This is a genomic window from Cellulomonas sp. PS-H5 (assembly GCF_019265565.1).
Classification (GTDB): domain Bacteria; phylum Actinomycetota; class Actinomycetes; order Actinomycetales; family Cellulomonadaceae; genus Cellulomonas.
Genome location: NZ_JAHVCI010000082.1, coordinates 1 through 12,444 on the forward strand (window position 1 = coordinate 1; position 12,444 = coordinate 12,444).

Sequence of the window (12,444 nt, forward strand, 5' to 3'; positions counted from 1 at the left end):
CGAGATCGGGCCCGGGAAGGGACACGACGAGGTCGAGGATGTCCTGCGACCCATCACTCCCGGCGCCACCTGACTGTCCCGCCACGCTGCGGCGGCAGAACCCCGCCATTTAGCGCCGAAAGTCACACGAGCGCGCGGGCGAACGTCGTCTTGCCGGCGCCGGAGTTGCCGACGACGCGCACGCGCCGCGGGGGCCAGGTGGTCATCGGGGCAGCCTAGCGAGGGGCCCCGCGCCACCCGGGCGCGACCGGTCGTCCCGCGGCCCGCCGCACCCGCTCGGCCTCAGCCCTCCGCCAGCACCGCCGCGAGCGACCGCAGCCGCGCGTTGGTGAACAGGTCGTCCAGCAGCACCAGCCGCCCGGCGCCGTCGGCCAGCGGCACCCGCCAGTTCGGGTACTCCTGGTCGGTCCCGGGCTGGTTCTGCGCGCGTCGCTCCCCCACGGCGTCGGCCAGCGACACCCCGACGAGCACGCTCGGCGTCCGGAGCACGTACCGGTGCAGGGCCTCGACGACCTCGCGCTCGGAGGGGTCGTCGCCCAGCAGCCCGCGCTCGCGCAGCACCGTCAGCATCGCCTCGCGCTCGGCCCGCGCCGCCCGCCGCACCTGCTCGACCGGTTCGGTCAGCAGGCCGAGCCGCTCGCGGAGCGCGACGTGCTCCTCGGCGAGGTAGCCCGCCGTGGGCGGCAGGTCGTGGGTGGTCACCGAGGACAGCGCGAGCCGGCGGTAGTCCTCGGGCGGCAGCGGCCGGCCCTCGGCGTCCTTCTCGAACCACAGGATCGAGGTGCCGAGCACGCCGCGGTCCAGCAGGTAGTCGCGGACCCAGGGCTCGACGTTGCCGAGGTCCTCGCCGATGACGACCGCGCCCGCCCGGTGCGCCTCCAGCGCGAGGATGCCGATCATCGCGTCGTGGTCGTACCGGACGTAGGTCGCCTCCGCGGGGCTGTTGCCCTGCGGGATCCACCAGAGCCGGAACAGCCCGATGATGTGGTCGATCCGGACGGCGCCCGCGTGCCGGAGCACGGTGCGCAGCATGTCCCGGTACGGCCGGTAGGCGACCCGCTCCAGCTCGGCGGGGTGCCACGGCGGCTGCGACCAGTCCTGCCCCTGCTGGTTGTACATGTCCGGCGGGGCGCCGACCGACGCGCCGCGGGCCAGCACCGAGCCGAGCGCCCAGGCGTCCGAGCCGTCGGGGTGCACCCCGACCGCCAGGTCGTGCATGACCCCGATCGACATGCCGGCCTCGTGGGCGGTGCGCTGCGCGGTCGCGAGCTGCTCGTCGCACAGCCACTGCAGCCAGCAGTAGAACCGCACCCGGTCCGCGAGCTCGGTGCGCGCGCGGAGGGCGCCGGGTGCGGCGGGGTCGCGGAGGTCGGCGGGCCACGGCGGGGCGCCGTGCTGCTCGGCGAGCGCGCACCACAGGGCGAAGTCCTCGAGCCCGCGGCCCTCGCGCCGCCGGAAGTCGTCGAACGCCGACTGCCGGGCGGCCGACCGCGGCGCGGCGAACACGACCTCCAGCGCGGCCTTCTTGGCGGCCCACACGACGTCCCGGTCGATCGGCCCGTCGTCGGTGTCGAGCGCGAGCGCCTGCTCGGCGGACCACTCGACGAGCGCGCGGTCGGCCGACGACAGGTAGGCCGTCTCGGGCACGTCCTCCACGCGCAGGTACAGGGGGTTCACGAACCGGCGCGTGGTCGGCAGGTAGGGCGACGGCGTGAGCGGCGGCACCGGCTCGGCGGCGTGCAGCGGGTTGATGAGCAAGAACTGCGCGCCCGCCTCGTGCCCCGACAGCCACGCCAGGTCGGCCAGGTCGCGCAGGTCGCCCGCGCCCCAGGACGCCCGCGAGCGCACCGAGTACAGCTGGACCATGAGGCCCCACGCGCGCTTCTCGTCCAGCGCCGTGGGCAGCTCCAGGCGGTCGGGCGTCACGGCCAGCGGGCTCGCCGCCTCGCCCGACGGGCCGGACGTGCGCAGGAGGTGCCAGCCGAGCGGCAGGCCCGCGGGCACGACGAACGTCGCGCGCCCGACCTCGCGGCCGTCGACGGTGCGCGGCTCGACCACGACGTCGGCCTGCTCGAGCTCGACCCGCTCGGTGACGGCCCCGGCGGCGCGGCGGCCGCGGCCCTCGGCGCCGTCGATCTCGACCCAGGCGCGGACGGGGTCGCCGTGCGTCACGTGCACCGGGACCTGGACGTCGTCGGACTGCCGGACGACGACGACCGGCGGCAGCACCCGGCGCCAGGGGACGTCCTCGGCGTGCCGCAGCGCGACCTCGACGCGCTCGGGCGTCGAGGCGTCGACGCCCAGTGCGCCCAGCACGGCGACCAGGGTGGCGGGGGCGACGTCGCGCATCCCGCCGTTGAACTCCTGGAACTCCGTGGCGACGCCGTGCGCCCGCGCCAGGTCCAGCAGGGACTCGGGGGCTGTGTGCTCGGCCACACGCCGATCCTGCCAGAGCAGCGGCACTCACGCCGGGCAGCCGCGCTGGTGGGTGCGGGTGCGGGGCGGTCGCGGGGCGGTCGCGGCCCTCGCCCGGAGCGCGCACCGGGGGCCCGGCGCCCCGGGCCGTAGGGTGGCGCGCATGACCGCCGAGCACGCCGCCGCCGCGGCCGACGCCGCCGCCACGCCCACCACCGGCTACCCCGCCGCCCGCCGGCTCGACCTCGTCGAGGACCTGCACGGCCGCGCCGTCGCCGACCCGTACCGCTGGCTGGAGGACGCCGACGACGCCGCGACCGAGGCGTGGTCGACCGCCCAGGACGACCTGTACGCCGCGTACCGCGCGCGGGTCACGGCGGGCGACCTGGCCGAGGGCCCGCTCGCGACCGGGCCGCTGACCGACCGGCTGCGCGCGCTGCTCGGCGCCGGCTTCGTGGGCACCCCCGCCTGGCGCGGCGACCGCCGGTTCTTCTCCCGCCGCACCGGCGACCAGGAGCACGGCGTGGTCGTCGTGGCCGAGCCGGACCCGGACGCCCCCGGCGGCGAGCGCGAGCGGGTCCTCGTCGACCCGGTCGCGCTCGACCCGGCGGGCACGACGACGCTCGACGCGTGGCAGCCGAGCAAGGAGGGCGACCTGCTCGCCTACCAGGTGTCGCACGGCGGCACCGAGGAGAGCGTGCTGCACGTGCTCGACGTCGCGACGGGCGAGCTCGTGGACGGGCCGGTCGACCGCGCCCGGTACTCCCCCGTCGCGTGGGAGCCGGGCGGCGGCTCGTTCTTCTACGTGCGCCGCCTCGCGCCCGAGCTGCTCCCCGAGGGCGAGAAGCAGTACCACCGCCGGGTGTGGCGGCACGTGGTCGGCACCGACGCGGCGCAGGACGTCGAGGTGTTCGGCGACGGCCTGGACATGACCAACTACTACGGCGTCTCGGTGTCCCGCGACGGCCGGTGGCTGATCGTGTCCGCCTCGGCCGGCACCGCGCCGCGCACCGACGTGTGGATCGCCGACCTGCACGCGACCGAGCCGGGCGCGGTGCCCGAGTTCCGGGAGGTCGCCGTCGGCTACGACGCCGAGATCGCCGCCTGGGTCGGCCGGGACGGGCGGCTGTACGTGCACACCACGCTCGACGCGGACCGCGGCCGGCTGGCCGTCGGCGACCCCGAGGACCCGGGCGTGCCGCACTGGACGACGCTGCTCGCCGAGGACCCCGAGGCGGTCCTCGAGGACGTCGCGTTCACCGACGGCGGCGGCGACGACACGACCCCGCGGCGGCTGGTCGCGGCGTGGCGCCGGCACGCGGTCAGCGAGATCACGGTGCACGACCCGGCGACCGGCGAGCGGCTCCCGGGCGCCGCGGGCACGGTGCCGCTCCCCGGGCTGGGCTCGACCGGCGGCCTCGTGACCCGGCCCGACGGCGGCGCCGACGTGTGGTTCTCGTACACCGACCACACGACGGTCACCGAGGTGCACCGGTACGACGCGGAGTCCGGCACGACGTCGCTCTGGGCCGCCCCGCCGGGGGCCGTGGCCGACCTGCCGGACGTCCGGGTGCAGCGGGTGGTCGCGACCAGCGCCGACGGCACCGAGGTGCGCGCGTTCGTCGTCGCCCGGGCGGACGCGCTGGACGCCGACGGCCGGCCCCTGGCCCCCGCGCCGACGATCCTCTACGGCTACGGCGGCTTCCAGATCTCGCTCGACCCCGCCTACTCCGCGACCACGCTCGCGTGGGTCGAGGCCGGCGGCGTGTACGTCGTCGCCAACCTGCGCGGCGGCGGCGAGGAGGGCGAGGAGTGGCACCGCGCCGGGCGCCGCGGGCACAAGCAGCACGTGTTCGACGACTTCCACGCCGTCGCGCGGCTGCTCGTCGACGACGGCTGGACCACCACCGACCGGCTGGCGTGCTGGGGCGGCTCCAACGGCGGCCTGCTGGTCGGCGCCGCGCTCACCCAGCACCCGGAGACGTTCGCCGCCGTCGTCTGCTCGGCGCCGCTGCTCGACATGGTCCGTTACCAGCGGTTCGGGCTCGGGACGACGTGGAGCGACGAGTACGGCGACGCGGACACCCCGCGCGAGCTCGACTGGCTGCTGTCGTACTCGCCGTACCACCGGGTGGTCGACGGCACCGCCTACCCGGCGACGCTGTTCACGATCTTCGACGGCGACACCCGCGTCGACCCGCTGCACGCCCGCAAGCTCGGGGCCGCGCTCCAGGCCGCCACCTCCGCCCCGCTCGACGAGGCGCCGGTGCTGGTGCGCCGCGAGAAGGGCGTCGGCCACGGCGGCCGGGCGCTGTCCCGCACGATCGCGCTGACGGTCGAGCAGCTGCAGTTCGTCGCGGACCGCACGGGCCTGGCGGCCGCCGGGCGCTGACCCCGCGCGCCCCCGGCCGCCCCTGCGCGGGACCGTGTGAGGGTCCCGTGCGGGCCGCGTGCGGGGGCCGGGGGCGGCCCGGCGCCGGGGCGGCGGGCGGCGGCGCGCTCCCGCTAGCGTGGACCGGTGATCTTCTCGTCCCTCCCCTCCGTGCTCGCCGCCGCGGGCGACGACCCGGGCGCCGAGCTCGCCGACAACGCCAACGCGCTCGTCGACTGGCTGCTCGGCCCCGGGCTGCGCATCGCGATCATCGTCGTCATCGGCGTGGTCGCGCTGCTGCTGGTCCGCCGGCTCATCAAGGCCGTCACCGAGCACATCGCCGACGGCACGTCCCTGCTCCAGCGCGGCATCGCCAAGCCGCTCGGCGGCACCGAGGTGGCCGCGGCGCTGCGCAAGGTCAACCCGATCGCGAACGCCCGGCGCACCCAGCGCGCCCGCACGATCGGCTCGGTGCTGCGGTCCACGGCGGGCATCGTCATCGGCACGATCGTGGTGCTGTCGGTGCTCGACCAGGTCGGGGTGAACATCGCCCCCTTCATCGCGTCGGCCGGCATCGTCGGCGTGGCGCTCGGCTTCGGCGCCCAGAGCCTGGTGAAGGACTTCCTGTCCGGCATGTTCATGCTGCTGGAGGACCAGTACGGCGTGGGCGACGTGGTCGACGTCGGCCCGGCGCAGGGCACGGTGGAGTCGGTCGGCCTGCGGGTGACCAAGATCCGCGACGCCGACGGCACCCTCTGGTACGTGCCGAACGGGTCCATGCTGCGGGTCGGCAACAAGACCCAGGGCTGGGCGAACGCCGTGGTCGAGGTGAAGGTCGACTACTTCGCCGACCTCGACCGGGTGGGCGACGTGCTGGTCGGCGCGGCGGCGCGGCTCGCCGAGGACCCGGCGCTCGGCCCGTCGATGGAGGGCTCGGCCACCGTCACCACCGCCGAGGACCTGTCGTTCGACGCCGTGACCGTGAAGCTCGTGCAGCGCACCGCCCCGGCGCGGCAGTGGGCGGTCGCCCGCGCGCTGCGCACCGCGGTCCGCGAGGCGCTGGAGGCCGCGGACATCCCGCTGGCCGGGCAGCGCGAGGCGCTGGAGGCGCACCGCGAGCGGGTCTCGGCGACGGACGACCCGACGACGGACTGACCCCGCCGGACGCGCGATGGCCCCGGCCGCACCGACCCGCTCGGGGTCGTGCGGCCGGGGCCGTCGTCGTGCGCGGGGCGGCCTGCGTCAGCGCAGGCCGTCGAGCTCCGCGGCGAGGTTGTCGGCCTCGGGGCCGACGATGACCTGCACGATGCGCCCGGAGCGCACGACGCCGAACGCGCCGGTCGCCTTGAGGGCGTCCTCGTCGACGCGCTGCGGGTCGGTGACCTCGACGCGCAGGCGCGTGATGCAGGGCTCCAGGTCGACGACGTTGCCGCCGCCGCCCAGGGCCACCAGGATCTGCTCTGCCTTGCTCAATGGAACCCCCGTCGTGCTGTTCGTGCCGGACTGCCCCCGCGGCCACCCGCGCGGGCGGTCGCCTGACCACCAGCGTAGTCCGCGCCGCGGCCCGCGACCGGGTGCGACGCCCGGACCCCGCCGCGCGCGGTGCGAGACTGTCGCCATGACCGAGCAGCCGCCGCTCCCCGCGCCCCGCCCGGCCGGCCCCACCCTCCCGCTGAGCGCCGCCGCGCCCGCGCCGTCGCCGGTCGCCCCGGCGCCCGAGGGCAGCTCCGAGGCCCGGCGCCGGGAGTCGTTCTACGAGGCCGTCGGCGGTCACGTGACGTTCACCCGGCTGGTCGACGCCTTCTACGAGGGCGTCGCGACCGACCCGGTCCTGAAGCCCATGTACCCCGAGGAGGACCTCGGCCCGGCGAAGCGCCGCCTCACGATGTTCCTCGAGCAGTACTGGGGCGGGCCGACCGCCTACTCCGAGGAGCGCGGGCACCCGCGGCTGCGGATGCGGCACATGCCGTTCGCCGTCGACCCCGACGCGCGCGACCGGTGGCTGCGGCACATGCGGGCGGCCGTCGACACCCTCGGGCTCGCGCCGCTGCACGAGGCGACGCTGTGGGACTACCTGGAGCGGGCCGCGCACTCGCTGGTGAACACCGCCGGACGCTGAGCCGGGGGCGCGCGAGCACGCAGGCGGCACCGGCGCCGCGGTCCGGGGCCCGGCCGTCGTGAGACGCTGGCCCGCGTGACCGACGCCGCGCCCTCGACCGCCCCCGCCTCCACCCCCGACCCCATCACCGCGCTGCTGGCCGTCCTCGACGTCGCCCCCGGCGCCGGCCCGGACGCCTTCACCGCGGCGAGCCTGCCGAAGCCCGGCGGCCGGGTGTTCGGCGGCCAGGTCATCGCGCAGGCGCTGGTCGCGGCCGGCCGCACCGTCCCCGACGGCCGGCTCCCGCACTCGCTGCACGGGTACTTCCTGCGCGCGGGCGAGGTCGGCACGCCGATCGAGCTCGGCGTCGAGCGGCTGCGCGACGGCCGGTCGTTCTCCGCCCGGCGCACGCACGCCGCCCAGGACGGCGACCCGATCCTGTCGATGATCGCGTCCTTCCAGGAGGACCAGCCGGGCGTCGAGCACACCGAGCCCGCGCCGGAGGTGCCCGCCCCCGAGGACGTCGAGTCGGCGATGGACCGCATGGGCCACCTCGACCACCCGGTCGCCCGGTTCTGGACGCACGAGAGCGCGTTCGACGTCCGGCACGTCGGCGGCTCGCTCTACCTGGGCCCGGCCTCGACGCCCGAGGGCCGGCAGCGGGTGTGGATGCGCGCCAAGGGCGCCCTCCCGGACGACCAGCTGCTGCACCGCGCGCTGCTCGCGTTCGCGTGCGACCAGATCATGCTCGAGCCGGTGCTCCGCCGTGCCGGCCTGTCCTGGCTGACGCCGGGCCTGTCCGTCGCGAGCCTCGACCACGCCATGTGGTGGCACCGGGACGTGCGGGTCGACGACTGGCTGCTGTTCGACCAGGACAGCCCGTCGGCGCAGGGCGGTCGCGGCCTCGGCAGCACCCGGGTGTTCGACCGGTCGGGCGCGCTGGTGGCGACCATCGCGCAGGAGGGCATGGTCCGGGTCCCGGCCGCCTGACGGGCGCGGCGGCCGGCACCCCCGCCGCCTCCCTGACGGCTCAGGCGCTCCGCTGGCGGGGCCCCGCACCCCGGTGCACAGTGTCCCGGTGGTGAGGCTGCGACGGGTCAGGATCGACTCCCCGGGGTGGACCCGGCGACGTGCGGGGAAGGGCTTCTCCTACCTCGACGTCGACCGCGTCACGCGGATCACCGACGCCGAGCACCTGGACCGGATCCTCGCGCTGGCCATCCCGCCCGCGTGGCAGGACGTGTGGATCAGCCCGTGGGCGAACGGGCACATCCAGGCGGCCGGGCTCGACGACGCGCAGCGGCGGCAGTACCTCTACCACGAGCAGTGGCGCCGCCGCCGCGACCGGCTCAAGCACGACCACGTGCTCGACGTCGCCCGGCGGCTGCCGGCCGCGCGCCGGTCGGTGCGGCGTGACCTCGCGCTGCCGGGCTTCCCGCGCGCGAAGGCGCTGGCCCTGGCGTTCCGGCTGCTCGACCTCGCGTACTTCCGGGCCGGCGGCGAGGGCTACGCGCAGCGCAACGGCTCCTACGGCCTCGCGACGCTGCGCCGGGAGCACGTCCAGGTGCTGGCCGACGACGACGGCGCCGAGACCGCCGTGCGGTTCCACTACCCCGCCAAGTCGGGGCAGATCCGGGACGTCGTCGTCGAGGACGCGCAGGTCGCGGAGCTCGTCGGCACGCTGCTGCGCCGGCGCGGCGGCGGGCCCGAGCTGCTGGCGTGGCGCGACGACGACGGCTGGCACGACATCACCAGCGCCGAGGTCGGCGCGGACGTGAAGCACCGGCTGGGCGACGACGCCAGCCCGAAGGACTTCCGCACCTGGCACGCGACCGTCCTCGCGGCGCGCGGGCTGGCGGCGTCCGGCGCGGCGCCGAAGTCCGAGCGGGGGCGGCGGCGGGTCGTGGCGACGGTGGTCAAGGCGGTGTCCCACGAGCTCGGCAACACCCCCGCGGTATGCCGGGCGTCCTACATCGACCCGCGGATCGTCGAGCTGTGGTCGCACGGCAGCACGATCCGGCCCACCCGCTCCCAGGGGGTCGCGGAGAAGGAGACGCTGGCGCTGCTGTCCTGAGGGCGTCAGTCCCGGACGCGCGCCAGCGCGAAGCCGTCCCAGCCCTTCGCGCCCACCGTCTGCAGGGCGGTCGCGTCCAGCCGCGGGTGCGTGCCGAGCGCGTGCAGCACCTCCCGCGACCCCACGACGCGCGGGTCCTCGGACGCCGCGTCGGCCACCTCGCCCCGGCGGACCACGTTGTCGACGACGATCACCGTGCCGGGGTGGGACAGCCGCACCGCGAGGTCGAGGTAGCGCGCGTTGCTGGGCTTGTCGGCGTCGACGAACACCAGGTCGAACGCGTCCTCCCCCTGCGCGACCAGCTGCTCGGCCGAGTCGCCCGCCGGCCCCTCGACCAGCCGCACCCGGTCTGCGACGCCCGCCCGCACGAAGTTGTCCCGGGCGACCGCGGCGTGCGCGGGGTCGATCTCGAGCGTCGTCACGTGCCCGTCCGCCCCGACCGCGTCGGCGAACCACAGCGTGCTGTACCCGGCGAGCGTGCCGAACTCCAGCACCCTGCGGGCACCCGCGATCCGGCACAGCAGCCACAGCAGCCGGCCCTCCGTCGGCGCGACCTCGATGGCCGGCAGCCCGGCCGCACGGCCGGCGTCCCGCGCCGCGACCAGCGCGGCGCTCTCCGGCACCAGCTCCTCGACCAGGTACGCGTCCACCGCGGCCCAGCCCTGCTCCCCCGACCCGTGCTCGCCCATGGTCCGATCATGCACCCGCGCTCCCCTGCGGGGTGGGAGCACCCGCGCCCCCGGATGCGGGCCGCGCAGAGGCGTCGGAGACTGCGGACGTGCCCCAGGACCCCGCCGTGACCAGCCCGGGCGCGGACGCGCCCACCGCCGACGACCTGCTCCACGAGCCGGTCGCCCGCACCCTGACCGGGATCGTCCCCGGCGTCGGCGACGACGGCCGCCCGCGCCCCGACGCCCCGCTCGTCGCCGTGACCGGCGTGACCGGCTACGTCGGCGGCCGCCTCGTGCCCGAGCTGCTCGCCGCGGGCTACCGGGTGCGCGCGATCGCCCGGCGCCCCGAGCGGCTGCGCGGCCGCCCCTGGTACGACGCCGTCGAGGTGGCCCAGGCGGACGCCGCCGAGCCCGAGCAGATCCGCGCGGCCCTCGAGGGCACCGACGTCGCCTACTACCTGATCCACTCGCTCGGCTCGGGCCGACGCTTCGAGCAGCGCGACCGGCACACGGCGCTCGTGTTCGGCGCCGCCGCGCGCGAGGCGGGCGTCGGCCGGATCGTCTACCTCGGCGGGCTGTCCCCCGACACCGAGGACCTGTCCCCGCATCTCGCGTCGCGCAAGGAGGTCGGCGAGATCCTGCTGGCCTCGGGCGTGCCGACGACGGTGCTGCGCGCGGCCGTGATCCTCGGCTCGGGGTCGGCGTCGTTCGAGATGATGCGGTACCTCACCGAGCGGCTGCCCGCGATGACGGTGCCGAAGTGGCTGGACAACCGGATCCAGCCGATCGCCGTCCGTGACGTGCTCCGCTACCTGGTGGGCTCGGCGTCGATGCCGCCGGAGGTGAGCCGGGAGTTCGACATCGGGGGCCCCGACGTCCTGACCTACCGCGACATGATGCAGGGGTACGCGAAGGCCGCCGGGCTGCCGCGGCGGATCATCGTCAAGGTGCCCGTGCTCACGCCGCGGCTGTCGAGCCACTGGGTCGGGCTGGTCACGCCGGTGCCGTCCGGGATCGCTCGCCCGCTGGTCGAGTCGCTGGTGCACGAGGTGGTCTGCGACGAGCACGACATCGCTCAGTACGTCCCGGACCCGCCGGAGGGGCTGATCTCGTTCCCCCGCGCGCTGCGGCTGGCGCTCGCCCGCATCCGCGAGGCCGACGTCACCACGCGGTGGTCGTCCGCAGGCGTGCCCGGGGCGCCGTCCGAGCCGCTGCCGTCCGACCCGGACTGGGCCGGCGGGTCGCTCTACGAGGACGCCCGGAGCGTCGACGTCGACGCCTCCCCCGCGGCGCTGTGGCGGGTGCTGGAGTCGGTGGGCGGCGAGCGCGGCTGGTACTCGTGGTCGCTCGCCTGGCGGGTGCGCGGGCTGATGGACCGGGTCGTCGGCGGGCCGGGCCTGCGCCGCGGCCGGCGGGACCCGCGGCGGCTCGTCGTCGACGACGCCGTGGACTTCTGGCGGGTCGAGGAGGTGCAGCCCGGCCGGCTCCTGCGGCTGCGCGCCGAGATGCGGCTGCCCGGCCTGGCGTGGCTGGAGCTGCGGGTCGAGCCGGAGGGCGGCGAGCCCGCGCGGCCCGCGACCGGCTCCACCGACGGCGACGACCGCCCGGCCGACGTGTCGCCCGACCGCTGGACCACGCCGCCCACCCGGTTCGCGCAGCGGGCCGTGTTCCACCCGCACGGTCTGCTCGGGCAGCTGTACTGGTGGTCGGTCTACCCGTTCCACGGCGTGGTGTTCGGCGGGATGCAGCGCAACATCGCCCGCGCGGCGGAGACCGCGGAGCGCTCCCGCCGCGACCTCCCGCGCTGACCCGCCGCGCGGGCTCGCCCGCGCTGACCCGCCTGCGCCCGCGCTGACCCGCCCGCGCCCGCACGCCTCTGCGCCGAGAGAGGACCGCGGCACCGAGATAGGACCGTCTGCGGTCCTACCTCGGCGCGCGGGTCCTATCTCGGCGCGCGGGCTCGCCGAGATCGGTGGTTCGCGCCGAGATCGGTGGCTGGGAGCACCGATCTCGTGCGGAAGCACCGATCGCGCGCCGAGGGGCAGATCGGCGCGCGCGGGGGTCAGCGGCCGCGGCGGCGGAAGGTCGGCGGAACCTCGACGTACGGGAGCCAGGCCGCGCGCTCGGTCTCGCCGATCCGGCGGGGCGACCCGCTCGCGGCGTCGACGAGCACCAGCGTCGTGACCGCGCGGGCGTACGGGCCGGGCGCGCCCGCGGCGGCGTCGTCCGGGGACGCGTCGTGCACCTCGTAGCAGACGTCGATGCTCGCGCCGCCGAGGTGGCCGATCCACATGTCGACGACGACAGGCGTGCGGCGGTAGCCCAGCGGGCGCAGGTACTCGACCTCCTGGCGGGCGACCAGCGTCGCGGTGCGCGCGCCCGGCCCGGCGTCGAGCACGGCGGTCGGCCAGGTCTCGCGGTCGGCGGGCCCGGTCGCGGGCGCGGCGCCCTCACCCAGCGGGTCGGCGGGCGCGGGGTGCGCCCAGAACGCCTCGATGCGCGCCTCCTCGAGCAGCCGCAGCAGCTCGACGTTGTTCACGTGCCCGTACGCGTCCATGTCGGACCAGCGCAGCTGGACCGGCACCCGGAGCCTGGCCATGCGTCCCCCGTTCCTCGGTGCGGCGCCGCGGGGTGGCGCCCCCAGCATCCTGCCCCTCCCGTCGCGGGGCGGGGGTGCGGCGCGCGTGTGGCGTCGGCCGCACCCGGTCCCGGCACGCCGCCGGGTCCGCCGGCAGGGCTCCGTCCGGCTCGACGGCCGCGGTCCGCCGGCAGGGCTCCGTCCGGCTCGGCGGCCGCGGTCCGCCGCAGCGCCGCG

10 protein-coding genes are annotated in these 12,444 nt (G+C 76.7%); 6 read left to right on the forward strand and 4 right to left on the reverse strand.

Annotated elements, in window-relative coordinates; genetic code table 11:
- Window positions 1–282: 282 nt before the first annotated feature.
- Window positions 283–2,436, reverse strand: a complete 2,154-nt coding sequence (gene malQ, locus J5O08_RS19230) for a 4-alpha-glucanotransferase (protein ID WP_308281731.1) — start codon at window positions 2,434–2,436, stop codon at window positions 283–285.
- 142 nt (window positions 2,437–2,578) lie between these two features.
- On the opposite strand from malQ, the gene J5O08_RS19235 reads away from it, so the two are divergent.
- Complete coding sequence (locus tag J5O08_RS19235; protein WP_218708501.1) at window positions 2,579–4,807, forward strand: prolyl oligopeptidase family protein; 2,229 nt, start codon at window positions 2,579–2,581, stop codon at window positions 4,805–4,807.
- A 126-nt stretch (window positions 4,808–4,933) separates the two neighbouring features.
- Window positions 4,934–5,941 (forward strand): mechanosensitive ion channel family protein, encoded by a 1,008-nt coding sequence (locus tag J5O08_RS19240; RefSeq protein ID WP_308161152.1) that lies wholly within the window; start codon window positions 4,934–4,936, stop codon window positions 5,939–5,941.
- 87 nt (window positions 5,942–6,028) lie between these two features.
- On the opposite strand, the gene J5O08_RS19245 is transcribed toward J5O08_RS19240, so the two are convergent.
- Window positions 6,029–6,406 carry a glucose PTS transporter subunit EIIB gene (locus J5O08_RS19245; RefSeq protein ID WP_218708503.1) on the reverse strand — a complete coding sequence of 126 codons (378 nt, stop codon included), beginning with the start codon at window positions 6,404–6,406 and terminating at the stop codon, window positions 6,029–6,031.
- Between J5O08_RS19245 and J5O08_RS19250 the strand changes: the two genes are divergently transcribed.
- The 3 genes from J5O08_RS19250 to J5O08_RS19260 all read left to right on the forward strand — a co-directional run bounded on the left by J5O08_RS19250 (window position 6,405) and on the right by J5O08_RS19260 (window position 8,958).
- On the forward strand, window positions 6,405–6,905 hold the full coding sequence (locus J5O08_RS19250) for a globin (RefSeq protein ID WP_218708505.1): 501 nt from the start codon (window positions 6,405–6,407) through the stop codon (window positions 6,903–6,905). The genes J5O08_RS19245 and J5O08_RS19250 overlap by 2 nt on opposite strands.
- Before the next feature lie 75 nt (window positions 6,906–6,980).
- Entirely contained in the window at window positions 6,981–7,874 is an 894-nt protein-coding gene (locus J5O08_RS19255; RefSeq protein WP_218708507.1) for an acyl-CoA thioesterase II, read from the forward strand.
- A gap of 88 nt (window positions 7,875–7,962) precedes the next feature.
- On the forward strand, window positions 7,963–8,958 hold the full coding sequence (locus J5O08_RS19260) for a DNA topoisomerase IB (RefSeq protein WP_218708509.1): 996 nt from the start codon (window positions 7,963–7,965) through the stop codon (window positions 8,956–8,958).
- A gap of 5 nt (window positions 8,959–8,963) precedes the next feature.
- Here the strand turns inward: J5O08_RS19260 and J5O08_RS19265 are convergent, their stop codons facing one another.
- Window positions 8,964–9,647 carry an O-methyltransferase gene (locus tag J5O08_RS19265; protein ID WP_218708511.1) on the reverse strand — a complete coding sequence of 228 codons (684 nt, stop codon included), beginning with the start codon at window positions 9,645–9,647 and terminating at the stop codon, window positions 8,964–8,966.
- Between the two features lie 89 nt (window positions 9,648–9,736).
- On the opposite strand from J5O08_RS19265, the gene J5O08_RS19270 reads away from it, so the two are divergent.
- Entirely contained in the window at window positions 9,737–11,437 is a 1,701-nt protein-coding gene (locus tag J5O08_RS19270; RefSeq protein WP_374225998.1) for an SDR family oxidoreductase, read from the forward strand.
- 254 nt (window positions 11,438–11,691) lie between these two features.
- Here the strand turns inward: J5O08_RS19270 and J5O08_RS19275 are convergent, their stop codons facing one another.
- Window positions 11,692–12,228, reverse strand: coding sequence for a thioesterase family protein (locus tag J5O08_RS19275; protein ID WP_218708513.1), 537 nt, complete (start codon window positions 12,226–12,228; stop codon window positions 11,692–11,694).
- Window positions 12,229–12,444: the final 216 nt, after the last annotated feature.

Coding starts and splice junctions, on each gene's coding strand:
- J5O08_RS19250 (WP_218708505.1), top strand. CDS start 6,405: ATGACCGAGCAGCCGCCGCTCCCCGCGCCCCGCCCGGCCGGCCCCACC.
- J5O08_RS19265 (WP_218708511.1), bottom strand. CDS start 9,647: ATGGGCGAGCACGGGTCGGGGGAGCAGGGCTGGGCCGCGGTGGACGCG.
- J5O08_RS19275 (WP_218708513.1), bottom strand. CDS start 12,228: ATGGCCAGGCTCCGGGTGCCGGTCCAGCTGCGCTGGTCCGACATGGAC.
- J5O08_RS19245 (WP_218708503.1), bottom strand. CDS start 6,406: ATGGCGACAGTCTCGCACCGCGCGCGGCGGGGTCCGGGCGTCGCACCC.
- J5O08_RS19235 (WP_218708501.1), top strand. CDS start 2,579: ATGACCGCCGAGCACGCCGCCGCCGCGGCCGACGCCGCCGCCACGCCC.